23 protein-coding genes are annotated in these 23,895 nt (G+C 47.0%); 17 read left to right on the top strand and 6 right to left on the bottom strand.

Features of this window, described 5'->3' with window-relative positions; all coding sequences use genetic code 11:
* The first annotated feature begins 375 nt into the window (after positions 1 to 375).
* The 3 genes from CIK93_RS11360 to CIK93_RS11350 all read left to right on the top strand — a co-directional run bounded on the left by CIK93_RS11360 (position 376) and on the right by CIK93_RS11350 (position 2,091).
* Positions 376 to 771, top strand: coding sequence for a cupin domain-containing protein (locus CIK93_RS11360; RefSeq protein WP_094391557.1), 396 nt, complete (start codon positions 376 to 378; stop codon positions 769 to 771).
* A gap of 92 nt (positions 772 to 863) precedes the next feature.
* A complete protein-coding gene (locus CIK93_RS11355) occupies positions 864 to 1,217 on the top strand; it encodes a helix-turn-helix domain-containing protein (protein ID WP_254046792.1) in 354 nt (117 codons plus the stop codon).
* A gap of 397 nt (positions 1,218 to 1,614) precedes the next feature.
* Entirely contained in the window at positions 1,615 to 2,091 is a 477-nt protein-coding gene (locus CIK93_RS11350; RefSeq protein WP_094447426.1) for a hypothetical protein, read from the top strand.
* Between the two features lie 147 nt (positions 2,092 to 2,238).
* Here the strand turns inward: CIK93_RS11350 and xpt are convergent, their stop codons facing one another.
* A complete protein-coding gene (xpt, locus tag CIK93_RS11345; RefSeq protein ID WP_094434844.1) occupies positions 2,239 to 2,820 on the bottom strand; it encodes a xanthine phosphoribosyltransferase in 582 nt (193 codons plus the stop codon).
* 112 nt (positions 2,821 to 2,932) lie between these two features.
* On the opposite strand from xpt, the gene CIK93_RS11340 reads away from it, so the two are divergent.
* On the top strand, positions 2,933 to 3,520 hold the full coding sequence (locus CIK93_RS11340; RefSeq protein WP_094447425.1) for a GNAT family N-acetyltransferase: 588 nt from the start codon (positions 2,933 to 2,935) through the stop codon (positions 3,518 to 3,520).
* A 222-nt stretch (positions 3,521 to 3,742) separates the two neighbouring features.
* On the opposite strand, the gene CIK93_RS11335 is transcribed toward CIK93_RS11340, so the two are convergent.
* Positions 3,743 to 4,864 carry a porin gene (locus CIK93_RS11335; protein ID WP_094447424.1) on the bottom strand — a complete coding sequence of 374 codons (1,122 nt, stop codon included), beginning with the start codon at positions 4,862 to 4,864 and terminating at the stop codon, positions 3,743 to 3,745.
* A 182-nt stretch (positions 4,865 to 5,046) separates the two neighbouring features.
* On the opposite strand from CIK93_RS11335, the gene CIK93_RS11330 reads away from it, so the two are divergent.
* The 10 genes from CIK93_RS11330 to CIK93_RS11285 all read left to right on the top strand — a co-directional run bounded on the left by CIK93_RS11330 (position 5,047) and on the right by CIK93_RS11285 (position 15,838).
* Positions 5,047 to 7,317, top strand: coding sequence for an inorganic phosphate transporter (locus CIK93_RS11330; RefSeq protein ID WP_094447423.1), 2,271 nt, complete (start codon positions 5,047 to 5,049; stop codon positions 7,315 to 7,317).
* A 46-nt stretch (positions 7,318 to 7,363) separates the two neighbouring features.
* On the top strand, positions 7,364 to 8,059 hold the full coding sequence (locus tag CIK93_RS11325) for a response regulator transcription factor (protein ID WP_094391550.1): 696 nt from the start codon (positions 7,364 to 7,366) through the stop codon (positions 8,057 to 8,059).
* Positions 8,060 to 8,077: 18 nt separating this feature from the next.
* Positions 8,078 to 9,601, top strand: a complete 1,524-nt coding sequence (locus CIK93_RS11320) for a cell wall metabolism sensor histidine kinase WalK (RefSeq protein WP_254046791.1) — start codon at positions 8,078 to 8,080, stop codon at positions 9,599 to 9,601.
* 382 nt (positions 9,602 to 9,983) lie between these two features.
* A complete protein-coding gene (locus CIK93_RS11315) occupies positions 9,984 to 10,769 on the top strand; it encodes an inositol monophosphatase family protein (protein WP_094434834.1) in 786 nt (261 codons plus the stop codon).
* A gap of 147 nt (positions 10,770 to 10,916) precedes the next feature.
* A complete protein-coding gene (gene dapB / locus CIK93_RS11310; protein WP_094391547.1) occupies positions 10,917 to 11,633 on the top strand; it encodes a 4-hydroxy-tetrahydrodipicolinate reductase in 717 nt (238 codons plus the stop codon).
* A gap of 3 nt (positions 11,634 to 11,636) precedes the next feature.
* Positions 11,637 to 13,073, top strand: a complete 1,437-nt coding sequence (lepB, locus tag CIK93_RS11305; RefSeq protein WP_094447421.1) for a signal peptidase I — start codon at positions 11,637 to 11,639, stop codon at positions 13,071 to 13,073.
* A gap of 6 nt (positions 13,074 to 13,079) precedes the next feature.
* Complete coding sequence (lepB, locus tag CIK93_RS11300; protein WP_094391545.1) at positions 13,080 to 13,616, top strand: signal peptidase I; 537 nt, start codon at positions 13,080 to 13,082, stop codon at positions 13,614 to 13,616.
* Positions 13,610 to 14,260: a WbqC family protein gene (locus CIK93_RS11295; RefSeq protein WP_094434830.1), complete on the top strand. Its 651-nt coding sequence runs from the start codon at positions 13,610 to 13,612 to the stop codon at positions 14,258 to 14,260. The genes lepB (CIK93_RS11300) and CIK93_RS11295 overlap by 7 nt, the downstream gene beginning before the upstream one ends.
* A gap of 31 nt (positions 14,261 to 14,291) precedes the next feature.
* Positions 14,292 to 14,840, top strand: coding sequence for a DUF3332 domain-containing protein (locus CIK93_RS11290; protein WP_094391543.1), 549 nt, complete (start codon positions 14,292 to 14,294; stop codon positions 14,838 to 14,840).
* Between the two features lie 389 nt (positions 14,841 to 15,229).
* Complete coding sequence (locus CIK93_RS11285) at positions 15,230 to 15,838, top strand: hypothetical protein (protein ID WP_094447420.1); 609 nt, start codon at positions 15,230 to 15,232, stop codon at positions 15,836 to 15,838.
* 208 nt (positions 15,839 to 16,046) lie between these two features.
* On the opposite strand, the gene CIK93_RS13735 is transcribed toward CIK93_RS11285, so the two are convergent.
* The 3 genes from CIK93_RS13735 to CIK93_RS11275 form a co-directional block, all read right to left on the bottom strand.
* Positions 16,047 to 16,142, bottom strand: a complete 96-nt coding sequence (locus CIK93_RS13735) for a smalltalk protein (RefSeq protein ID WP_158214640.1) — start codon at positions 16,140 to 16,142, stop codon at positions 16,047 to 16,049.
* A 256-nt stretch (positions 16,143 to 16,398) separates the two neighbouring features.
* Positions 16,399 to 16,839 (bottom strand): D-Ala-D-Ala carboxypeptidase family metallohydrolase, encoded by a 441-nt coding sequence (locus CIK93_RS11280; protein WP_094391542.1) that lies wholly within the window; start codon positions 16,837 to 16,839, stop codon positions 16,399 to 16,401.
* Positions 16,840 to 16,927: 88 nt separating this feature from the next.
* Positions 16,928 to 17,347, bottom strand: coding sequence for a hypothetical protein (locus CIK93_RS11275; protein WP_094447419.1), 420 nt, complete (start codon positions 17,345 to 17,347; stop codon positions 16,928 to 16,930).
* Positions 17,348 to 17,679: 332 nt separating this feature from the next.
* On the opposite strand from CIK93_RS11275, the gene CIK93_RS11270 reads away from it, so the two are divergent.
* Positions 17,680 to 19,095 (top strand): MFS transporter, encoded by a 1,416-nt coding sequence (locus CIK93_RS11270; RefSeq protein ID WP_094391540.1) that lies wholly within the window; start codon positions 17,680 to 17,682, stop codon positions 19,093 to 19,095.
* A 305-nt stretch (positions 19,096 to 19,400) separates the two neighbouring features.
* On the opposite strand, the gene CIK93_RS11265 is transcribed toward CIK93_RS11270, so the two are convergent.
* Positions 19,401 to 21,338 (bottom strand): sialate O-acetylesterase, encoded by a 1,938-nt coding sequence (locus CIK93_RS11265; protein WP_094447418.1) that lies wholly within the window; start codon positions 21,336 to 21,338, stop codon positions 19,401 to 19,403.
* Positions 21,339 to 21,518: 180 nt separating this feature from the next.
* On the opposite strand from CIK93_RS11265, the gene CIK93_RS11260 reads away from it, so the two are divergent.
* Positions 21,519 to 22,742 (top strand): endo-1,4-beta-xylanase, encoded by a 1,224-nt coding sequence (locus tag CIK93_RS11260; RefSeq protein WP_094447417.1) that lies wholly within the window; start codon positions 21,519 to 21,521, stop codon positions 22,740 to 22,742.
* Positions 22,743 to 22,768: 26 nt separating this feature from the next.
* Complete coding sequence (locus CIK93_RS11255) at positions 22,769 to 23,785, top strand: glycoside hydrolase family 43 protein (RefSeq protein WP_094391537.1); 1,017 nt, start codon at positions 22,769 to 22,771, stop codon at positions 23,783 to 23,785.
* Positions 23,786 to 23,895 lie beyond the last annotated feature (110 nt).

Raw genomic sequence — 23,895 nt, 5'->3', positions numbered from 1 at the left:
AAGATCTTATCAACCATTGTGCAATGGTATTGTCACACGTTGCATAAATGGCCTGTGTGGCGTTTTATAGGAAAATGAGGTGTTCCCTAAGGATAGTCGTGCTATGCCCGCTTAGCGCGCCTGTAAATGCTTTCTATGGGTATTGTAGAGCCGTTGACCATCATCTTCGTAGTAATTACTCCATTGGCAATCGCTGTTAGCAAGTTTATATCGCCATTTTGCTATAAGTTAATGTATCATAAATATGTCTTGTGTAACCTGCAGACACTCAACAATAGTTACTTAAAGGTAAGTAACTATCTTCTGATTGCCCTCTTGTGGGAAAGGTAGAAACGTAGTAATTTTGCAGCGTCAAACCAAACAAATACAAAGTATATGAATCAGACAGAATTACAGAAAACAGGCAATGGCTACACCGTAGCTACAGTAGGAAACCTCGCCACCTTTGAAGGTAAGGCCTTTGTGAAAGACATCGTCGGTACTACCGGAATGGAAGTATCGTTTGGAACGCTTGCGCCCGGTCAGGCTATTCCGTTCAATCACTACCACAAACAAAACGAAGAACTCTATATCGTAGTTAGTGGAACAGGTGTATTTACGCTTGATGGCATAGAAGAACCCGTTGCATCTGGCAGTCTGGTGAGAATTGCACCGGCCGTAAGCCGTTGTACCAAGAATACTGGCAACACTCCCTTAGTATATATCTGCATACAAGCCAAAGAAGGTTCTCTTGAACAATATACAGCTACCGATGGTGTGGTAGAAGAATAAGCAAACACACGCAGGATAATTAAAAACCAAGGCGGGGAAAACAATAAACGTGCATCTTCTCCGTTCATGTTTTTATGGAAGATACTACCACAATGTTTCTAAACGAAATGTATCCCAATTGCCCCGTGCGCAATATCTTGGCACGTGTAGGTGCAAAATGGTCGTTGATAGTGATGCACGAATTGTTGCAACACCACGAACCTATGCGCTTTTCAGCACTCCAAAAATCCATCCCCGACATATCACAAAAGATGCTTACCACCACGCTGCGTGACCTTGAAGCCGATGGATTCATCATCCGTAAGGTATATCCTGAAGTGCCACCACGCACAGAATATAGCATGACACCACGTGCTTGTTCGTTTATGGAAGCCTGTCGTCCTATGATACAATGGGCCATCGACAATTTCTCCGCCATCATCAAAGACCGTGAAAGCCGCGGTTAGTTCGTCTTTCTTCAGTCGTCACCACTTTCTCTGTTACTACAGCTTTTGTCGTGATGTCACTTATGTCATAGTCATCGTCCCCTTTCGTCTTGTTGCCAACATATATTTTTTCTTTTTCTTCTGCCTATTATTTCCGTTTGTACCATTTTATAAGAGCTATATGAACATAAAAGAATAAAAATTAAAACCGATAGCCTTTTATATTTTATAAGGTGTAAATGGCACAAAAAATAGGGGTTTAAAGTTCCAAAATATATGGTATGGCAAAAAAGTGGGTATGTAGTGTGGCTATACAATATTTGCTTTCGCTTGCAAAATGTTGTACCTTTGCAATCGCAAGTCAGACGTCAGACACGCAAGAGAAAAACACAAGTTTAACCTTTAAAAGAAAAACACTATGAGCATTAATTACGAAGTTTACAAGAACAACAATTCAAAGAACAGCGCCTATGGAAAGTATTTTGGTCGTGTAGTAATCAAGTCTATTGTCGATACCGATACTCTTGCCGACCTCATCCAGCAAAACGTATCAGTCAAGGAGTCGGATGTTTATGCCGTACTGAAGGAGTTGAAGAATGCCGTTCGTCAGTCTTTCGACAACGGAAATGCGGTTCGCATCGCAGGCTTGGGCATCTTCAAGCCCACCATTTCCACTTCCTGTGTGGAAAAGGCAGCCGACTTTTCTGCCACCAACATACGCAAGAAGAAGATTCGTTTCATTCCCGAAACCGTCACCGAGCCCATGTCTCTGACTCGTACTGTTGATGGAAAGGTGGTAACTGTCAATACCCGCGTGCGCATCAAGAAGTTGTTGCAAGGCGTTAAGTTTACTGAGTGTCGCAAGTATGCAGCACCTGAAACCAACAAAGAGTAGGCCTGTTGCACTATCATGAAAGTCAATCGCAAATGATAGAAATCCCCTTCTTATAAGTTCACCCCATCCGTAATCATGCGGATGGGGCGATTTTTTTTATCTCGTAATCGGACGTTTGACCGAAAGATGGTATTGCTGATTGTTGTTTTAGTCGTTTTTGATGCGTATTTCGCAGTTGTCGAGCGATTCAATAATCGCCATCGACTCTATCTGACTGATACCCTCTTTCTGGAGCAGTTCCCTTCCGTGTTGGAACTCTTTTTCAATGATAAATCCCATGCCCTCTATAGTAGCGCCAGCCTGTCGGCATAGGTCAACCACCCCCTTACCAGCATTTCCGTATGCCAAGAAGTCATCAATGAAGAGCACATGATCTTCCGGACCGAGATATTCCTTGCTGATCACAACGGTATAGTCACGTTGTTTGGTAAACGATGTCACGGTGGTGGAATACATATCGTTCATGGTCGAAGGTTTTTTCTTCTTGACAAACACCACAGGCAGCTCCATCATATATCCCAACATGATAGCCGGCGCAATGCCAGAAGCCTCTATGGTGATAATCTTGTTGACGGGCTTGTGTGCGAAACGTTTGATAAACTCCACAGCAATCTGTTTCATCAGGTAAGGGTCCATCTGATGGTTGATGAACCTATCTACTTTGAGTATGCCTCCTTCGAAGCATCTTCCATCCTTGAGGATGCGGTCGCGTAATACTTTTAATGCCATTTTCTGTTACGTTGTAGTTATTTTGTGCAAAAGTAAGACTATTTTTGCAATTATCCAACGATAGCGGCGGAATGATGGTTGTTTTATAGAAAAAATATGCTATCTTTGTTGCATGAATAACAAAACAACGATAGAAATACGTCCTGCCCGTATTGAGCAGTCGGCAGCCATTGCACGATTGGTGATGATGGCAATGACGGAAGAGTGCTGTCTTCACTTCTGTGGTGAGGGTGCCACGATTGATGATTTTCTCACGATGATGACGTTGCTGGTGGAGCGCGAAGACAGCCAGTATAGTTATTGCAACACGCTGGTGGCTATGGATGGCGACAGTGTGGTAGGTGCGTTAGTGTGTTATGATGGCGGCGAGCTCCGTGAGTTGCGCCAGCAGTTTGTGCGTTATGCCCTTGAATATCTGCATCGGGATCATTCCAATCTCGATGATGAGACGCAGGCAGGCGAACTTTATATCGACAGTTTGGCAGTAGATCCCGTCTATCGTGGTCGTGGCATTGCCACCCATTTGCTCAATGCTTCCTTGGAAAGGGCACGTCAGATGGGCCTTCCTGGTGTTGGTCTGCTTGTAGATAAAGGCAATCCCAATGCCGAACGCCTATATTTATCTTGCGGATTCAGCTATGTTGACGACAACCAATGGGGTGGCCATGCCATGCGCCATTTGGTGCGTCCTGTAGAATGACCTCTCAAACGCCTTTTGGTTAAGCCCCAATCGGTCATTAGACCATCTATATGATTATTGCAGTCTTTTGTTTCTTATGAGGTGATTTTAGTCCGTTTTGTAATTGTCATAGCATGCTATGATTCATTCAAAGCCGAACAATATCCATCTTCCAAAAAATACAAGATCAAGCCAATCATACCAATAGATTTGGGGTAAATACGACTGGTTGGCCGTTGATGATTAGAATTTAATCATCAGTTCGGCCACCAGTTTATCTTGTTCACTCTCTTTGGCAATACCGCCGTTGGGATACCAATACCGCTCGTAGTTGAGGTGAATTTCTGTGGGAAGGTATGGATTGCGGATGCCGAAGGTCAGTCCCAGTGTCATGCGATGGCGTGCATAGTCGCTGATTTTCAATCGTGTGGTTTCGTTGTTGTCCGCATCGAGTTCAAATCCTTTCTTACCGTCAGCATGGTTGCCCATATAGTCGTAACGAGCCAGGTATGATACGCTTTGCATGAACCAGTCCTTGTTTTTTATCGGCATTTTGTAGATGACCATGGTGTTCACGGCGTCACAGTCGTCGAAAGCATCGTGTGCATATTGTTTGTGTAGGTATTCAGCTTCGAGGTGCCATCCGTTAGTTTCGTAGAAAGCGCCGAAGTCAAGCGATGTATATTCAGCTTTTCGGTCGGCAATAGCAGTATGCTGAATGCTAGGCACGATAGCCAGTCCTTCTACTGGAAACCATTGCAGTCGTGCAGAGTAGTTCAAGTCTTTGTTCCATGCAGTCTTTTGGTTGTCGAGGTTGCTACCGTTGAATATTCCCGCATCTGCAATTGCCAGAGTTCGTCCCTCTTTGTTTTTGAAGGTATATCCCAGTTGCAGTCCCACGTCGCGCATATCTCCCACCTGTTTGGCGATGAAGCTACGGTTGGCGAAATACTGGTTGGCAGGATTGCGGTGTGCGTCGATGGTGAAAGGCAAACGCTGTTGTCCGATGCTGACTCGCAGTTGTTTCCATGGCAACAGTCTTACCCATGCGTCCTTCATCTTGATGGATGATTCATCGCATAGATCGACCTCCAGTTTGTATTCCGACCGTTTCGACAGTTTACCGCTGATACTCATTCGTGCGTTTCTCACCTCAAATCGTCCAGCATTCATCTCCGGTTGATACTCGTATTTACCGCGCAACACACCGTGTAGGTTTACCAAGCTGTCTCGTTGTTGCGCGTGACAGATAGCTGTACCTATAATATATAAGAGTACAACGAGGATTGCCAATCTGATCCATCCCACTATAGTGCGGATGTGATCTGCTTTCTTTTCATCCATAATGTAATAATTGTCTTTCATTTTTTGTTTGTTTTGTTATTCTGCTGCAAAGGTAAAATGACGGTGTTACGGAAAAGTGTCGAACATGTTAAGAACGTGTTACAGTCGAGCGCTGTAACAGAAATGTAACAAGGTTGTCACACGGCTGTAATCTCTGTGACGTAATTTTGCGGCAGAAATCAACAAAATATATCAAATAAAAGATGGAAACAATGTACATCGTAATTGTCGCATTCCTGCTGATACTGGCAGTATTCGACCTTTTCGTCGGAGTCAGCAACGACGCCGTAAACTTTCTGCAGTCTGCCATTGGCGCCAAGGCAGCTCGCTTTCGTACCGTATTGATAGTAGCATCCGTTGGTGTTGCTGTAGGCGCTATGATGTCGGCAGGCATGATGGATGTTGCCCGTCATGGCATCATGCACCCTGTCAACTATTCGTTTCATGAGGTGATGGTGGTGTTTCTTGCCGTGATGGTGACCGATGTCATCATTCTCGACGTGTTCAACACCTTAGGCCTTCCCACCTCAACCACCGTATCTTTGGTATTTGATCTGTTAGGTGGTACCTTCATTCTGGCACTTGTGAAGATGGCAGGCGATCCCACTTTGGAACTTTCCGACCTTCTCAATAGCGACAAAGCCCTATCGGTCATTGTTGCCATCTTTGTCAGTGTAGCCATAGCCTTTGTTTGTGGTGTATTGGTACAATGGCTATCGCGTATCATCTTCACGTTCCGCACCAAGAATCACAAGGTAGCCGAGTCGGTATTTGGAGGTATCTCGTTTGCCATTCTTGCCTACTTTGTGTTTATCAAGGGCTTGTCAAAGTCGCCTGTGTTTGCAACTGATGCCAAAGTGTGGATAGATGCCAATACCACGATGTTGCTCGGCGCAGTCTTTGCCGCCGCCACTTTATTATCCTATCTGTTGTTGCTGATGCGTGTCAGCGTGTTCCGCTTGGTTGTGTTGATGGGCACTTTCGCCCTCGCCATGGCATTTGCCGGCAACGACCTCGTCAACTTTATTGGTGTTCCTCTTGCCGGTTTGTCATCCTATCAAGATTGGGTAAGCCACGGTGCTGGCAATGTTGATACGTTTATGATGGGTTCCTTGATGGAATCTGCCAAGTCTCCGTTCCTTTATCTGATGATAGCCGGTGGTGTTATGATTTTTGCCATGGCCACTTCTAAGAAGGCACAGAATGTAGTAAAGACCTCTGTCGATTTGAGTCGTCAGGACGAGAGCGATGAAATGTTTGGTACTTCTCGCGCCGCTCGCAGTATCGTTCGCGCCACACAGGAGTGCGGTCAGTTTCTTGTGCGCTATTTGCCCAAGGGCATGATGCAGCGCATTGACAGCCGTTTCAACAAGGAAGAAGTCGTTTTGAAAGACGGTGCCGCCTTCGATATGGTTCGTGCTGCCGTCAACTTGGTATTGGCTTCAGTACTGATTGTTATCGGAACCAACTTCAAGTTGCCCCTCTCTACTACCTATGTCACTTTCATGGTAGCCATGGGTACCAGTCTTGCCGACCGCGCTTGGAGTCGCGAGAGTGCTGTGTTCCGTGTGACCGGTGTGCTGAGTGTGATTGGTGGATGGTTTGTCACCGCCGGTGTAGCCTTCGCCACCTGTGCTTTAGTCTGCCTGACCATCTATTTTGGAGGTTTTATCGCCATGTTTGCCTTCATGGCACTCGCCGTTTTCCTGCTTATTCGCAGCAATATCCAGTATGCCCGCAAAGCCAAGAAGGCTAGTCCCGAAGATGCTTCGTTCAAGTTGATGATGCGCAGTCGCGATCCAGAGATCGTTTGGGATGTGCTTTGCAAACATGTGAGTCGCACACAGAGCGGCACCTGCGAGTTTGCCCTCGACCAGTATAACGATATTGTGGAGAGTTTCTCCGACCAGAATCTTCGTGGTCTTCGTCGCGTACATCGCGCGCTAAACGATAAATTGGATGAGTTGACCAAGATACGCCGCCGTGAATTTTTAGCCTTGCGCCGTTCTCCATCCCAGATTTCTCTTGAGCGCAATACCTGGTTTCACCTTGGATTCAACAGCAACCAGCAGTATATCTACTGTCTGAAACGTATGCTCGATCCCGCCAAGGAACATGTTGACAACAATTTCACTCCGCTGCCACAGAGCTACCGCGACGAGTTTGAACCCATGCGCCAGCGCATCAACGACTTGATGAAGACCACCGCCCAGATGCTCGACACCCGCCGTTTCGACCGTTACCGCGAGACGATGCTCGAAGCCGACAGTTGCAAAAACACGCTGTCAGTCTATCGTAAGCGCCATATCGACCGCATGCAGCGCTCTACCAACAGTGCCGAATACAAAGTATCGCTCATCTATTTGAACATCCTCCAGGAGAGTCAGGAGCTTCTGAGCATCATGCGTCACCAGTTGCGTGCAGGCAAAAAACTGCTAAAACCCGATGAAGAAGAGGTTTTGGTTGATTTTTAATCATGAAACGTAGCAACATACGCAAAAAATCACTATATTTGCAACGATGAAAGAAGATAATAAGACCTATAAGATACTCGTAATAGATGACGAACAAAACCTATGCGAGATACTTGCTTATAACCTCCGTAACGACGGTTATGAGGTGACCGAGGCCAATTCAGCCGAAGAGGCATTGGAGTTGCCGTTGGCAGCTTTCGACCTCATGTTGCTCGATGTGATGATGGGAGGCATGTCGGGATTTGACTTGGCACGCCGCCTCAAAACCGAGGAAAAGACAGCTCATATCCCCATCATCTTCCTTACGGCCAAGGATACCGAGCAGGACATGCTCCACGGCTTTGGCCTTGGTGCCGACGATTACATAGCCAAACCCTTCCGCATTATGGAGGTGTTGGCACGTGTAAAGGCAGTGCTCAACCGTAGCACACACAGCACGCAGGTATCGCCCGAAACGCTGCGTTACGATCACCTGGTGCTCAATCTCAACACCAAGACCGTTTCGGTAGATGGCGAGGAAGTGGCATTTACCAAGACCGAATTTGAATTGTTGCGCCTGTTGTTGGAGCATAAGGGTCGTGTGTTCTCTCGTCAGGAACTCATCGACCATGTTTGGCCCAGCGATGTGATGGTGCTCGACCGCACCGTCGATGTAAATATCACCCGAATGCGCAAGAAGATAGGTCGCTATGCCCCGTGCATCAGCACGCGTTTGGGCTACGGCTATTACTTCAATCCCTAATCTGAAAGTATCCGTTCGGTGTCAGACAATGACTGTTTGACACCGTTCGGTCATCAGATACCAACGCACAGAACATATCAATTCCATCATCACCTCTTCTTCGGTATTAGTGCCGAAAAACAACGAAAACCCTTTATCATCATGTCGATAGGCAATAAGTTTTCCTTGCAGATCATATCTGTATTCTGCATTTTTGCTGTGGTGTTCATCCTTTTCCAGCATCACCGTGAGAAAGAATTTAAGATAGAGCGCCTCAACACACAGTTGCAAGACTACAACGAGCAACTCTGTCAGTCGCTAACAGCTGCAGGCGATCACTCCGAACCCGCTATTGCCAGTTTTGAGCGCCGCCACCACATGCCTGGTTTGCGACTCACGCTGATTAGCGAGCAAGGTTATGTGCTCTATGACAACACGCGCAAAGACTATGGCGACATGGGCAACCACCTGCAGCGCAAAGAGGTGCAAGAGGCATTGACACAGGGCAACGGTTCCGACATAGACCGCCGCAGTGCCAGTACGGGCAAGGAATACTTCTATTCAGCATCTTATTTTCCCAAGCAACACTATATTGTGCGTTCGGCATTGCCCTACGACCACACCCTGACCGAAGCACTCCAAGCCGAGCAACGCTACATTTGGGTGGCCCTTGTCATTGTGGCATTGCTGTCGTTTCTGCTGTTCCGTTTCGGCAAGCGTCTCGATCGCAACATCAACCAACTGCGCATCTTTGCCCAGCGAGCAGCCGCCAATGAGAGTCTTGACGTAGAGGACTTGGCAGAGTTTCCCGGCGACGAACTGGGTGAGATAGCCGAGCGCATCATCAAAATCTACCGTCGTTTGCAATACACCAAAGAGGAGCAAAACCGACTGAAACACGAACTCATACAGAATGCAGCCCACGAATTGAAAACCCCAGTGGCAAGTATTCAAGGCTATATCGAGACCATTCTGACCGATACCAAGATGACCGAGGAGAATCGCCAACTGTTCTTGGAGCGCAGTTTTGCACAGACGCAGCGTCTGACAGCCATTCTTCAAGACATCTCAACGCTTCACCGACTCGATTCCGGAACCATCGCCTACGAGTTCGAACCCGTTGACATCTATGAAACCGTCAGTCACATTCAGCAGGAAACAGCCCTCCAGTTGTCTGGGCGCCGCATGACATTTGTCAATCAACTGCCATCGCCACTCATCGTGCGAGGCAATGCTTCGCTGCTCTACAGCATCTTCCGCAATCTCACCGACAATGCCATTGCCTATGCCGGCGATGGCACCACCATCACGCTGACCGCCCGTCAGACCGGCGACTATTGGCATTTCTGTTTCTCCGACAATGGCGTAGGTATTCCGCAGGAGCATCTCATGCGCATTTTCGAGCGTTTCTATCGTGTGGATAAAGGTCGTAGCCGCAAGATGGGAGGCACCGGACTGGGTCTTGCCATTGTAAAGAATGCTGTTATCATGCATGGCGGCACCATTACAGCCTGTCGCAACGAGGATTCAGGAGTACGCTTTGTGTTTGACATACATTGTTGATAGATAGCTTGTTGAGGCTTGTCGGCAGTTGCTTGAAAGGTATTTCTCTCTGCAAATTCAATTGATTTGCTGAGTAAATTCAATTGATTTGCTGAGTAAACTCAATTGATTTGCTGAGTAAATCAATTTAATTTGCAAACCAACACAATAGGCACACACCATTATGACAAGATATTTGACCGTGCCAAGTCATATTTGCGTGACATCAGGATAATATCATTAGTTAGAGCCAAGCCATACGGTTTTTAGTTGTATGGCTATGGCTTTTTTGTTGCAACAATGTTGCTTGTGATGGGTGAAACACAAGAAAAACAGTTTTTTCCTTTGTGTTTTGCTTACTTAATCGTACCTTTGCGACAAGGAAATAACAACCATTATGAGTATGATAAATTTAGAGTTGCTTACCATAGATGTTTGTGCCGTGGCAAGAAGAGTGGCAGAATACATTCGCAACGAACGTCGCAACTTCAATCAAAACTGCGTGGAACACAAACAAGCACACGATTATGTGTCGTATGTGGATAAGCAGTCGGAAGAAAAAATCGTTGCCCAACTGCGACAACTATTGCCCGACGCAGGTTTCATCACTGAAGAGAAATCGGCAACCTATCAAGGAGAAGACTACTGTTGGGTGGTTGACCCACTGGACGGAACAACCAATTTCATACACGCCTATCCTCCTTATGCCGTGAGTATCGCACTGATAAGCGGAAAAGAGATACTCCTTGGCGTGGTGTGTGATGTGTCCACAGCCTCTTGCTACTATGCCTGGAAGGGCGGGGGAGCATGGATGAACGGCAACCGCATACATGTCAGTGACCGTCAGCTCGATGATGCGCTGCTCTGTCTGCAATTGCCCTACAACAACGAAGCCTACAATCCCGTGGCGAAACATCTCATCGACACCTTCTATGGCCGGGTGGCAAGCATCCGCATGATAGGATCTGCCGCCATAGCACTATGTCTGGTGGCACAGGGATGCCTCGATGGCTATATGGAGAAGTATATCGGTCAGTGGGACTATATGGCAGGTGCCATCATCGTCAATGAGGCAGGTGGACGAGTCAGCAACTATGCCGGTAGCACCGATTTCACTGAGGGCAACGATGTTGTAGCCACTAACAGACTTGTCCACGACGATATGTTGAAAGCTGTTGCAGGAGTCTGAAAAGATGTCAAATGGTAGCTAAATGCCCCTTGAAATGTTATTTTCTGTTGCAAACCAACGTATTGTGGCATAAATTGTTTACCTTTGCATAGCATACTAATAAAGAATACAGCAAACAATAGTACAATATAAAACAAGAAACGAAAGATGAAAATAGCATTGATAGGCTACGGCAAGATGGGCAAGATGATAGAACAGATAGCCCGCGAGCGTGGCCACGAGATTGTGAGCATTATCGATATCGACAATCAGCAAGATTTTGATTCACCCCAATTCCAGTCGGCAGATGTCGCCATTGAGTTCACCGCACCACAGGCAGCCTATGGCAACTATCTCAAAGCATTTAGTCACGGTGTCAAAGTGGTAAGCGGTTCGACCGGATGGATGAAAGACCATGGCGATGATGTGCGTCGCATGTGCTGCGAAGAAGGTCAGACACTCTTCTGGGCATCCAATTTCTCCATCGGTGTAGCCATCTTCTCGGCTGTCAACCGCTATCTCGCAAAGATCATGAACCAGTTCCCACAGTATGATGTGGAGATGGAAGAAACCCACCACGTGCATAAGCTCGACCATCCCAGCGGTACAGCCATCACACTTGCCGACGAGATCGTGGAGCGTATCGACCGCAAGGAAGCATGGGCAGAAGAGACCACCGACCCCAAAATGCTGCGTGTGGATCATATCCGTCGCGGCGAGGTGGCAGGCATACACACCGTGCGCTACGACTCGGATGCCGACATTATCACCATCACCCACGATGCCCATAGCCGCAAAGGCTTCGCACTTGGTGCCGTGCTTGCTGCCGAATACACCAAAGACCATCAGGGACTGCTCACCATATCAGACATGTTTAAATTCTAAATCATGGAGAAGAAAGAAAAGGAAAAACTCAATATGAAGGTGCAATGGACTAAGTTTGCCATTGTCATCATCCTCTATCTCTTGTTTCTCGTATGGTTGAAATCATGGCTCGGACTCATCGTCGTACCATTCATCTACGATATCTATATCACCAAGAAGATACGTTGGCAGTGGTGGAAAGACGCTGAAGGCCCCGTCAAGTTCATCATGTCGTGGATCGATGCACTGGTGTTTGCACTCGTGGCAGTATATTTCATCAACCTGTTCTTCTTTCAGAACTATGTCATTCCATCAAGTTCACTTGAGAAATCACTGCTGACGGGCGACTACCTCTTCGTTTCGAAGATGAGCTACGGACCACGCATTCCAGAAACACCACTCACACTTCCACTCACACAGCATACACTGCCCATCTTCGAGTGTAAGAGCTATATCGAATGGCCACACTGGGACTACCGTCGAGCCAAAGGTTTTGGAAAAGTGAAACTCAACGATATCGTGGTGTTCAACTATCCTGCCGGCGACACCCTGTGTGCCGCACCACAGTATCAAGCCCACGATTTCTATCAACTCTGTTATCAGTTGGGATACCAGATATATCCGCAACGTCCAAATCCAGACTCGCTCTCTGCCATGCAGCGCCGCATGTATTTCGACTTCATCTATCAGGCAGGCAGACAGGAAGTGGAGCGCAATCAGGCTGAATACGGAGAAATCATTACCCGACCAGCCGACCGCCGCGAAAACTATGTGAAGCGCTGCGTAGGACTGCCCGGACAGACCCTGCAAATCAAAAACCGCATTGTCTATCTCGACGGCAAAGCCAACAAAGAGCCCGACAATGTGCAGTATGCCTACAATCTGAAGCTCAAGCAAAACCTGCCCGAAGAACTCATGGAAGACTTAGGTATTACCATGGAAGACCTCATGTCGCTCAATACGGCAGGATATATGCCTTTGACACAACGCGCCGTCAGCACACTTGCCAAGAGAAAAGATCTGGTGGAGAGCATCAAAATATCTGATGACAACAGCACACTCGACATCTACCCACTCAACGGCAATACCCACTGGACTCGCGACAACTATGGTCCGGTATGGATACCCGCTAAGGGACAAACCATCCAACTGACACTCGACAACCTGCCCATCTACGAGCGTTGCATACGTACCTACGAAGGAAATACCCTCGAAGTGGCTGACGGGAAAATCATCATCAACGGTAAGGTGGCAACAAGCTATACCTTCAAGCTCGACTACTACTGGATGATGGGCGACAACCGCCATAACTCGCTCGACTCAAGATACTGGGGATTTGTGCCCGAAGACCATATCGTGGGCAAGCCCATCTTCATCTGGTGGAGCAGCGATCCCGATAGAAACGGTTTCGGCGGCATACGCTGGAGCAGATTGTTCCGCTTTGTTGATAACATTAAATAGTATATAATGGCTAATTGGCTGAAGTTCGTGATAGCTCTTGCATCGGCATTCCTACTGATGCTGGCATTTCGCGCTTTAGCCTTCACGCTATATACCGTGGACGGACGAGCACTCGCACCGGTATTCATCAACGGCGACAGACTCATCGTCAGCCGATGGAGTTACGGCTTGCGCATAGATGGCGGACGACTGTTGCCCTACAGCCGACTGCTGCGCGAAGGCGTCAGACGCGGCGATATCGTGGCATTCGACATGCCAGGCGACTCTGTCAAAGGCATCTGTGTGGCACGCTGTACCGCCATTCCTGGCGATACCATCCACACCACCAACGGACCGCTGATAGTCCCCGGACGCATCACATGCAGCGCCTTCGACTACTATTGGCTCGAAGCTATTGCCGATGACAACCCCGTAGATTCACGCCATTTGGGATTCATCAGCGAGCGCAACATCATCGGAAGGGTAGCTGGCATACTCTACAGTCACGACGATACCAAGAATATCTTCGAGGGTTATAGTCCAGAAAGGAGTGCAATATGGTAAAAACGGCAGTATTGCAAACAGCCTATTTCGGTCCTATACAGTGGTATCAGAAGCTCCACCGATACGACCGCACCATCATTGAGCAACACGACTCCTATCAGAAACAAACCTACCGCAACCGCTGTATCATCGCTACGGCCAACGGATTGCAGGCTCTCACAGTGCCCGTAGAACGGTTGGCGGACGGACACGAGGTGAAAGACCTGCGCATCAGCGACCACAACCAGTGGCGCCGCACACACTGGAATGCCCTTCAGAGCGCCTATAGCGAGAGTCCATTCTTTGAATATTATGCCGATGATATCCGCCCATTCTATGAGCGGCGAATCGACTATCTTATTGATTTCAACGAGGAAATCAGACAGACTGTATGCCAGCTGATTGACATCAGTCCCGCCGTGGAATACTCCACGGCATATCTGCCTGCCGATACTGCCCACGGCAAAACGGCACTAACGGCTGTCGGCGATGGATCCTACGACGATTTCAGACAGGTCATCCATGCCAAACATCCTTTGCCCGATGCCGATTTCCAACCTCGGCGCTACTGGCAAGTGTTTGAGCGGCGACACGGATTTCAGTCCAACCTCTCCATCCTCGACCTGCTCTTCTGCATGGGTCCAGAATCTGTATATTATCTATAATCATTATATTATTAACTTAAACACCACGACTATGAGAAAACTCAATGTGAAAGTAGCAGCATGGCTGCTCATCGGTTGCCTCGCAACCAGTTCGTGTATCGGTTCTTTCAGTCTCTTCAACAAGTTTGCTAAGTGGGAGACTCAGATGACAAACAATAAGTATGTCAACGCTATCGTTGGCTTCATCCTCACTCCTATCGTGGGCGGCTTGTGTCTGTTTGCTGACTCTTTGGTGCTCAACTCTATCGAGTTCTGGACAGGATCAAATCCCTTGGCTGATGTTGGAAAGACGAAGCAGGTGATGGGACAGGATGGTCGCTACTATGCTGTGACTACGCTGAAAAACGGATATGAGGTCAAAGCGCCTACCGGAGAAGTTACACGCTTCATCCACGACCAGAAAACTGACTCTTGGTCAATGGAGCAGGACGGCGTTGTGAAGGAAATCTTCCGCTTCAACGGTGATGGCACTATCATGGCAAATATCAACGGTGAAACCGAAAGCTTTACCCTCAATCAGGAAGGTGTAAACAAGGCTCGCCTCATTGCCAACAGCGACATCTTCTTCGCTATGAATTAATTTCATTGCTAAGCAACATAAAAATCTCCCGTCCGGATTGGGCGGGAGATTTTTTATGCCTATTATAATACTTCATACTGACTTGCCATTTTGTTTTTCGTCACTGTATTACTCTGCAACATCGGGTTGGCTGCAACAGAAACCGACAGTCAGAAAACCACTTGTGCAAAGCCATGAGCATCAGGGCGATGATAATTAGTGTAGCGGTTCTTTTCATCATTTACAGTTTTTGATACAGGATAGTGGTGAAAAGTTAAACAAAATATAAAGAAAAGCAATGAATAACTTGCAAATATGAATGAAATGTTCTAATTTTGCTTTCGAATGATAGATATTATACGGAATATACTGGCATAATTATTCAATAACAAATAAAAACCTAAAGATTTATGAACGAAAAATTATCCTTCATGCCTTCATTGACCGATGCGTATGTCATCGGAATGAAAAATGTGACATCTATCGTAGTGGCAGTCATTCTGTATGTGTTGACCGTATGGATTCCTTATATCAACGTGGGCACCACCATTGCCATTTCCAACCTTCCTGTTGAGTTGAGCAAAGGCAAGGTGATCAGTCCACTCAGCATCTTTGATGCCAAATATCGCAATGTGATGGGTGAATATTTCCTGTTGCAAGGTGTGATGGCAGCAGGTATTGGTATCGGATTTGCATTCCTTGTGATTCCTGCCATTGTCATTTCCATCAGTTGGTCAATGGCTGTCTATCTGTTGCTCGATAAGAAAATCAGTTGGGCACAATGTCTCACCGAGAGCAACAAGATGACTATGGGATATAAATGGAAGATTTTCTTCCTACAACTTGCACTTGCGTTTGTGATTTTCATCACCATCATGATTGGCACAAATATTCCTTATATTGGATGGCTCATTGTTCTTATCGCTGTCATTGTAGGACTCTGTGCTGCCGTTTCGCTCAATGCTGTGATCTATCGCGAACTGCAGAAAAACGACGAAAAACCTGTCGTTGTTGAATAACACAATCGATATTGCCAATCGACGCAATCGATATTGCCAATCGACACGAGCGATATTGCCAATCGACACGAGCGATATTGCCAATCGACACGAGCGATATTGCCAATCGACGCGAGCGATATTGCCAAAGCGTATTGGTGATATTGAAATCAAAACAATAAAAAAGGGAAGTCCGTTGTGGACTTCCCTCTTCCTTTGTAGGTGTTCATCAGCTGTTATACATGGCTGAGGTGCCGAGTGCGCCAAGTAGTGCGCTGAGTACTGCGATAATTGCTTTGATGATGGTTTGCCAATTCTTTTTCATTGTTTTCATGGTGTTTTTGAGTTAGACATGTTGTTGATAATCTCGTTGCATCCGGATTGCAGGTGCAAAGTTAATGTTTTTTAGAGGCGAAAGCAAATTGTCTTATCCCCCACAGGATACCTCGTTTTTTGCCAAGCCCCCACACTTTATTTATATAAAAGGGTGGGAGACAGGTGTCCAGCAGTGCTGACATACGATTCCGGCATACTGCCTTTCGAGCATATTGATAGTTCGTAGGCCCTCTGCCAGTAGGCGCTTAGAGATAGACCGGGCGTGCATCGTGGCGGTTGGGATGGCGTTTGGTGTAGCTGACGTGTAGCCAAATACATCCGTTTGCCATTCGGTGTTCGAACAATAGCTGGTCGAAATCCAGATTGTTGCGGATGTAATCATACATCTTTCGCCCCACTTCCCTGTTGCTGATGTGTAGGTCGGCTGCCTCACCCAACAGGTGTTGCGAGCAAATCACACCGCCAACAGCGTTGTTCAACCGTTTGCTGCGGAATCCGCTGGTCACTCTGATGACTCCAAAGCGCTTTCGCAGCGGTTCGAGCACCTGTTGACATAGGTTGCGCAGACATTCGGTTTGTGCCTCGTCGGGCGTGTTGTCAATGTTCAACTGCATGGCAGTGCCCGATGCAGTCATCTCTCTGAGCGAGAAATGTTCGCTCAACTGGATTTGTTTGGTGTTTTTCATGATATTAAAAATTATTCGGTTGTTATGATAAGAGTGTGTTTTTGGGTTAATTGAAAATTGTTGGGCAGGCATTTCCCGCCCCGTGTAATCATCGTCCCACATACTGGTTGAGTAGTGAATCACCGTTGTTGTTGGTCATTGTAAACAGGTAGCGGTCCAGAAACGAACACTGTCTGACACCTTTGCGCTGCGTGGCCTGGTTAGCACACCGTCGGGCATAGCGGGGCTGTTTGACATGCAGTTTGTTGCAAATCTCGGTTGCCATATCTCTAAACGAGCAGGGACATCCGGTCTTGTTGACGATGTTTCCTTCTTGGAACACCAGGAGTACCACCTCCATGAGATCGCTGATGGTACTGTTCCAATGCAGGTTAGGACTGTTCGGACTGTTTAGTAGTTGGCAAAAATCTTGTGCCAGTTTCGTACGTGCCATTCTTCTTTGTTGTTTGATCATCAACTGCTGCTCGCTCGAAGCAGGGTTTAGCGGGGTTCTGTAATTGTAGTTCATAGTATAAAAGATTATAGTGAATAATGTTTTTCGGTGGCAAAATTACTTGTAGTTTGTGCACAATAAGTTCACTTTCTATTTTTCTTAGTTAAAAAATGTTTTCTATTAACATCTGTTAAGCAATAGCGCCTTTAGTATTTTCCTTATTGTTCTCATGGGTTTATAACACGCTATAAAGCCCATTTCAACAGCTTTTTTGCCTTTGTAAGGCATGGATGAAACAAAGTACAATATATTTGTAACATCTGTGAATGGTAATCAGCCACAAATTTTTTAATTTTGCAAGCAACTAAGCCAACTGTATTTGAAAACAATAAAACTATAAAGTAATAATGGCACAATTTGAATCTCAAAATGAAACGAAAGGCTTCTATAAGCTTTCGTGGTTGCAGCGAATCGGTTTCGGTTCCGGCGATTTAGCTCAGAATCTGATTTTCCAGACTACCTGCATGTATCTGCTATTCTTCTACACCGATATCTACGGACTCGATGCTGTCGATGTATCGGTCATGTTTACGGTGGGAAATGTGGCTAATGTGATATGGGACCCTATTGTTGGGGCACTCATCGACAAGCACAATCCTACATTGGGTAAATACAGGGCATACCTGGTTTATGTCGGCATACCACTATCGGGTTTTGCCATTCTGTGTTTCTGGAACGGCTTTGCACCGTCGTTGCTCTATGCCTACGTGACGTACATTGCCATGACATTGCTCTATACTTTCATCAATGTGCCCTATGGTGCGCTCAACTCTTCACTGACTCGCGACACCAACGAGATAACCATTCTCACCTCAGTGCGTATGTTTATGGCAAACTGTGGTGGTCTGGCAGTAGGCTCAGGTCTGCCACTGCTCATTGCTTACTTTACCGATGAGCAGGTGGAAGGACTGCCTAAAGATCCTGGCGCATGGTTTACTACGATGACAATCTATGCTTTGGTGGGTCTGTTGCTACTGCTGTTCTGCTTCACACAGTGTAAGGAACGTGTGGTAATGAATGCAGAAGAGAGTGCCAATGTGAAGGTCAGCGACCTTTGGATGGAGTTTTTCCATAACCGTCCATTGCGTATCATAGCCTTCTTCTTCATCACAGCCTTTGCTATGATGAGTATTGGTAATGCTGCCGGTGCTTATTTCATGAACTGCAATATGCACGGCACTTCCGAGCAGCTCTCCATATTCATGGGACTTGGTTCGGCGCCTTCATTCATCTTCATGCCATTGGTACCAATGATTAAAAGAGCTATTGGCAAGAAGAATATGTTCTATGTATTCCTCAGCATTGCCATTATCGGTATGGCCTTCCTCTATATTGTGGCAAAGATGGATGCACCAAGCATGACACTTGTTTATGTGGCTCAGTTTGTGAAATCTACTGGTGTTATCGTTGCCACTGGTTATATGTGGGCACTGGTGCCAGAGGTAATCTCTTATGGTGAATACAAGAGCGGAAAGCGTATTGCCGGTATTGTCAACGCCCTGACTGGAATATTCTTCAAAGCTGGTATGACACTCGGCAGTGTGGTTGCTCCTGCTATCTTGGCTTACGTAGCTTATAATCCAAAGAGCGTCGAACAGACACCATTTGCCGAGGAAGGAATCCTCTGGTTGGTATGTGTGATACCTGCTGTTCTGTTGGTTTTGGCTATGTTTATCATCTCTCGTTATGAGTTGACCGACGATGTAATCGATGAGATTAACATGGAAATTGAAAAGCGTGAGACTGCCGATGCTATAAATTGATAGGCTGTGTGGCGTGTGGTTTTATGCCCACGCTTAATGAAATAGACTACGGGTCGTGTGCATAGGCATGCGACCCGTAGTGTTTATAGGCGCTATTTATTTTTTGTAATCTACCGAACTGCCTTCTGTGGTAAAGCGACACCATATTATATATAAACAGCAATCGGTATTGTTGATAGTGATAATAGTCCTTGCTACATCATATCACCATATTGTATAAACAACCATCAGCCCCATCTGAGGAATCACAGATGAGGCTGACGAATTGATATAATGCCGATGGAATCGGCTAAAAATGAAGAATATTAGTGTTCGATAGCTATTTCAAACGGACTGGCAGGAACGGCTTTTGCCGATTGTAAGCGTGCTTTCAATGGGTTGTCCTTAAAGGCATAACGCACGCGGACAGGGTTGGCAACAGGACTCTCGATAGTGACTGTGGAGCCATCGCATGTGGCTTTGGCGTTGACAAAACGGCCTGAAGCGTCGCAAACTTCAAACTCTGGCTGTTCGCCCGACAGCATGGGTTGGTTGAAGCTGACGGTTACTTGGCGCTCGTTGGCTGTTGCTTTCACGGGTTGTGGCGACAGCCATGCCTTCTTGCCATATACTAAATGATCCATGCAAGCACCTACACGATCAGCAACCTCCTTTTTGCGCAACGGATGGATATCTACCGTTTCACCCATATCGATGGCTACTGCCAGTTCGGCAAACGGGTCGTTGATGGCTACCAGACGCTGTGCTTCACGCAGTCGTGCCCATGCCGAGCGAGGCTGAGGCTGTTCGCTGGGCGCCATGAAGTTTGCCAATTGCACGATGCAGAACGGCAGTTGTTCGTTGTTCCACAGTGCGCGCCAGTTGCCCATCATCTTTTTCAGCAGTTTTCCATATACGGCAGGGCCATTGTCTTCCACCCATCCATCGTTGGCACCGGTATTCGATTCACCTTGATACCACACCACACCATTAATAGTATAAGGTGCCAAGGGGTAGAGCATAGCATTGTAAAGTACCGAAGGCAAGTTTTGTATGGATGTACCGCCACTTGGACAGGTTGTCATCAATGCTCCTTCCTGCACTTTCCATTGTTCGCTGAGACGCAGGGTGTCGCCATCTTCAAAGATGAGCATATAGGGTTTTTCGTGGATGAAATGGGGTATTCCGTATTTGCTGATGAAGCGTATGGACAGTACGTTGTCACCTTCGTGAAGCAAACCGGTAGGAATCTGGTAGCGGCGTGGCGGATATTGATAATAGGTGCGACCCACCTCGCGACCATTTACAAAGGTGTAATCCATGTCGAAGAGGGTTCCCACCAACAGTCGCGCTGCTTTTCCGGCATGCTTGCTGTCGATGTTGAGGTGTTGGCGAAGCCAAAGCGCCCCCCTATAGTTGCCATGGTAGCCTTGTGTCAGCGTGCTGTATTGGTTCACGGTGCGCCAGTCTTTATCGTTATAAGCCTCGCTGTTCCATCCTTCAGCCATGCCTTTGTCGCTCTTGTCAAGCAGTTCAGACCATCGGTTGTTTGCCATATTGTTGGCTTTGTCCTGTGCTGCAACCATCTCCGGATTATCGTACAGCATGGTTTTCTGTACCATTATGGGAAATTCAGACAGTAGTGAATCGGCAGAAATCCAAGCCTCGACGGGTGTTCCACCTAAGGAGTTGCAGATCACTCCTTGTGCCACACCGGTTTGTTCAAACATCCTTTTGGCAAGAAAATAACTGATGGCGGAGAAACCCTTAACGTTGGCTTGTGTCAATGGTTTCCAACTTGTGGGTAGCACATCGGCTTTCGGAGCATGGGTGTCCTTATCAGTTTGTACGCGGAAATAGCGTATCTTGGAGTTCTCATAATGGTCGATTTCATCGGGATACTGTGGATATACGCGCTCAATAGTGACATCCATGTTCGATTGTCCGGCGCACAACCACACGTCGCCAATCATCACATCATTGATAACCGTAGTGCCAATGGTCAGTTGGTAAGGTCCGCCAGCCTTCTGTGGTGCAAGGGTGGCACGAAAATGTCCGTCGGCATCAGCCGTTACCATCGTTTTCTGCTTGTGCAGCCTGATGCCTATCTGCTGTCCTGGTTGGGCATCGCCCCATATTACGGTGGGTTTGTTGCGTTGCACCACCATACCATTTTGAAAGAGTTGTGGCAGTCGCACTTGTGCTGTACCGCTCATGGCGATGCAAAAGAGTGTAAGGAGAGTAGTGGAAAGTCTTCGTTTCATTTGTCTTATAGTTTTTTGTTTTTTCTCTTGCAAACTTACATAAAAAAAGCGATGAAAACGAAAAAAAACATGGGTTTATCCCGAAATGAAACAAATGATGTGGTATTGTGTGACACCATCAAATGAAAGTGAAGCAGAAAAGTGTTATCTTTGCACCGTAAAACTACGCTTAAAGCATCAATGAAACATCTAAGAACAGCACTCCTGACAACCGCCACAGTCGTGGCAACCGCTGCTTTTGCGCAGCAAATCACCTTGAAAGACGCCTACCGTGACTATTGGAATACTGGCGTAAGTGTTAACCAGTGGCAGGTGAAAGCCAACTCAAAGAGTCTGGCAGATCAGACTATTACCGGCGGAATCGATACCGATCAGACTATAGATTGGGATGTTATCGTCCGCAATTTCAATTATGTAGTGGCTGAAAATTGCATGAAATGCGAAGTTATCCACCCCCAAGAGGGTGTCTATGACTTTACGCTTGCCGATCAATTTGTAGATAAGGCACGTGCTGCAGGACTGAAAGTGCTGGGCCATTGCTTGATTTGGCACTCGCAATGTGCCCCATGGTTCCATTATGACGAACAAGGGAACCTCGTTTCGCCTGAGGTTTTGAAGAAGCGCATGCGCGAGCATATCACCACTATCGTCAGTCATTTCAAAGGAAGAATCGAAGCCTGGGATGTGGTCAATGAGGGATTTGAGGATGACGGAACACTTCGCAAGAGCCTCTTCTATCAGATTCTGGGTGAAGACTACATACCTCTGGCATTCCAATATGCCCACGAGGCAGACCCAACAGCCCAACTTTACTACAACGATTTCTCGATGAATAGGGCGACAAAGGTGGAAGGTGTAGCTCGATACTTCGCTCCACTCATCCGCAAAGGACTGCCCATTACCGCCATCGGCATGCAGGGGCATCTCATACTCGATGATAACAACTATGTAGAGGAATACGAACATTCCATCAAGACCATTACCAGTTTGGGCGTAAAGACCTTCTTCTCAGAGCTCGATCTGTCGGTGTTGCCCAATCCGTTTGGCTTTGCTGGCGCCAATATCTCCGATATGTTTGCCTATCGTCCAGAGATGGATCCCTATAAAGATGGTCTCCCTGCAGCGAAGAAGAAAGAGGTGGAAGACTTCTGGACTCGTTTTTTCCAGATGTTGGTGCGCCATCGCGACGATATTCTGAGAGTCAATTTCTGGTGTCTGAACGATGCTTGTTCGTGGCGAAACGACTTCCCCATCAAGGGTCGCACCGATTATGCCACACTCTTTGACCGTCAGAACCAACCCAAACCGGAGATCCAAGCCATCATCAATGTAGTGCGCCCTGAAGGTAGTGACTGCTGTAAAGCAGCAGCAAAGACCAAAGGCAAGAAGAAAACAAAGAAATAACATAACTAATAAAACAACTGACTATTATGGCAAAACTACCCCGTTACCTATTTCCGAAAGATTATATGGCTGACCCTTCAGCCAATGTGTTCAACGGTAAGCTATACGTCTATCCCTCACACGATAGGGAGAGCGGTGAGGCTTTCGATGATGATGGCGGTCATTTCCAAATGAAAGACTACCACGTATTATCGTTCAACGATGTGGAAAACGATGAGGCTACTGACCATGGCGTAGTGCTCGATGTAGAGCAAGTGGCATGGGCAGAGAAGCAGATGTGGGACAACGACGTGGTAGAGAAGGATGGCAAATACTATCTGATATTCTCTGCAAAAGATTATAATGGCGTGTTCCATCTTGGTGTGGCTGTGGCTGATTGTCCCGAAGGACCGTTTGTGCCGGAACCACAGCCCATCCGCGGCTCGTTCAGTATCGACCCATCGGTATTCAAAGACGATGACGGACAGATTTATTGCTATTTTGGCGGACTTTGGGGCGGACAGCTTCAGTGGTACGGCGACAATGGCGTAACTCCCGTTCCAGGTGAGCAGGGCGTTGTGATGGGCCCGGCTCCCGACAAAAAAACTCCGTTGGTATTGCAGGAAGGTACACCAGCACTGCCCAGTCGTGTGGTTCGCATGAGCGACGATGTGAAGCAGTTTGCTGAAGCACCACGCCCAGTTCTCGTGGTTGACAAAGACGGACAGCCCCTTAAGGCCGACGATCCTCACCGTTTCTTCGAGGCATCGTGGATGCACAAGTATAATGGTAAGTACTATTTCTCATATTCTACTGGTGACTCCCACTACCTCTGCTATGGTATTGGCGACAATCCTTACGGACCGTTCACCTATCAGGGTGTGATACTCGATCCTGTTGTGGGATGGACCACTCACCATTCTATCGTAGAGTTCAAGGGTCAGTGGTATCTCTTCTACCACGACTGTGTGCCCAGCAACGATAAGACATGGTTGCGTTCACTGAAGGTACAACGCCTCTTCTACAATGAGGATGGCACCATTCAGAAAGTTATCAACGAGTAGCCAGACCATACTGGCAACTGCCAATCCTAAGTATAAGAGGATGCTATAGAGCTTTTGCTCCGTAGCATCCTCTTACTGTCTGATGGCTGTTTCTGTCGTAGTTTCTGGCG

This window comes from Prevotella sp. P3-92 (assembly GCF_002251205.1).
GTDB lineage: Bacteria > Bacteroidota > Bacteroidia > Bacteroidales > Bacteroidaceae > Prevotella.
Note: the sequence above shows the minus strand (reverse complement) of the source record. Positions and strands in the feature narration are given on the sequence as shown.

Coding starts and splice junctions, on each gene's coding strand:
- CIK93_RS11255 (WP_094391537.1), top strand. CDS start 22,769: ATGGCAAAACTACCCCGTTACCTATTTCCGAAAGATTATATGGCTGAC.
- CIK93_RS11275 (WP_094447419.1), bottom strand. CDS start 17,347: ATGAACTACAATTACAGAACCCCGCTAAACCCTGCTTCGAGCGAGCAG.
- CIK93_RS11270 (WP_094391540.1), top strand. CDS start 17,680: ATGGCACAATTTGAATCTCAAAATGAAACGAAAGGCTTCTATAAGCTT.
- CIK93_RS11325 (WP_094391550.1), top strand. CDS start 7,364: ATGAAAGAAGATAATAAGACCTATAAGATACTCGTAATAGATGACGAA.
- CIK93_RS11360 (WP_094391557.1), top strand. CDS start 376: ATGAATCAGACAGAATTACAGAAAACAGGCAATGGCTACACCGTAGCT.
- lepB (WP_094447421.1), top strand. CDS start 11,637: ATGGAGAAGAAAGAAAAGGAAAAACTCAATATGAAGGTGCAATGGACT.
- lepB (WP_094391545.1), top strand. CDS start 13,080: ATGGCTAATTGGCTGAAGTTCGTGATAGCTCTTGCATCGGCATTCCTA.
- CIK93_RS13735 (WP_158214640.1), bottom strand. CDS start 16,142: ATGAAAAAGAATTGGCAAACCATCATCAAAGCAATTATCGCAGTACTC.
- CIK93_RS11260 (WP_094447417.1), top strand. CDS start 21,519: ATGAAACATCTAAGAACAGCACTCCTGACAACCGCCACAGTCGTGGCA.
- CIK93_RS11285 (WP_094447420.1), top strand. CDS start 15,230: ATGAACGAAAAATTATCCTTCATGCCTTCATTGACCGATGCGTATGTC.
- CIK93_RS11350 (WP_094447426.1), top strand. CDS start 1,615: ATGAGCATTAATTACGAAGTTTACAAGAACAACAATTCAAAGAACAGC.
- CIK93_RS11330 (WP_094447423.1), top strand. CDS start 5,047: ATGGAAACAATGTACATCGTAATTGTCGCATTCCTGCTGATACTGGCA.
- CIK93_RS11265 (WP_094447418.1), bottom strand. CDS start 21,338: ATGAAACGAAGACTTTCCACTACTCTCCTTACACTCTTTTGCATCGCC.
- CIK93_RS11280 (WP_094391542.1), bottom strand. CDS start 16,839: ATGAAAAACACCAAACAAATCCAGTTGAGCGAACATTTCTCGCTCAGA.
- CIK93_RS11335 (WP_094447424.1), bottom strand. CDS start 4,864: ATGAAAGACAATTATTACATTATGGATGAAAAGAAAGCAGATCACATC.
- CIK93_RS11340 (WP_094447425.1), top strand. CDS start 2,933: ATGAATAACAAAACAACGATAGAAATACGTCCTGCCCGTATTGAGCAG.
- CIK93_RS11290 (WP_094391543.1), top strand. CDS start 14,292: ATGAGAAAACTCAATGTGAAAGTAGCAGCATGGCTGCTCATCGGTTGC.
- xpt (WP_094434844.1), bottom strand. CDS start 2,820: ATGGCATTAAAAGTATTACGCGACCGCATCCTCAAGGATGGAAGATGC.
- CIK93_RS11355 (WP_254046792.1), top strand. CDS start 864: ATGTTTCTAAACGAAATGTATCCCAATTGCCCCGTGCGCAATATCTTG.
- CIK93_RS11315 (WP_094434834.1), top strand. CDS start 9,984: ATGATAAATTTAGAGTTGCTTACCATAGATGTTTGTGCCGTGGCAAGA.
- CIK93_RS11295 (WP_094434830.1), top strand. CDS start 13,610: ATGGTAAAAACGGCAGTATTGCAAACAGCCTATTTCGGTCCTATACAG.
- dapB (WP_094391547.1), top strand. CDS start 10,917: ATGAAAATAGCATTGATAGGCTACGGCAAGATGGGCAAGATGATAGAA.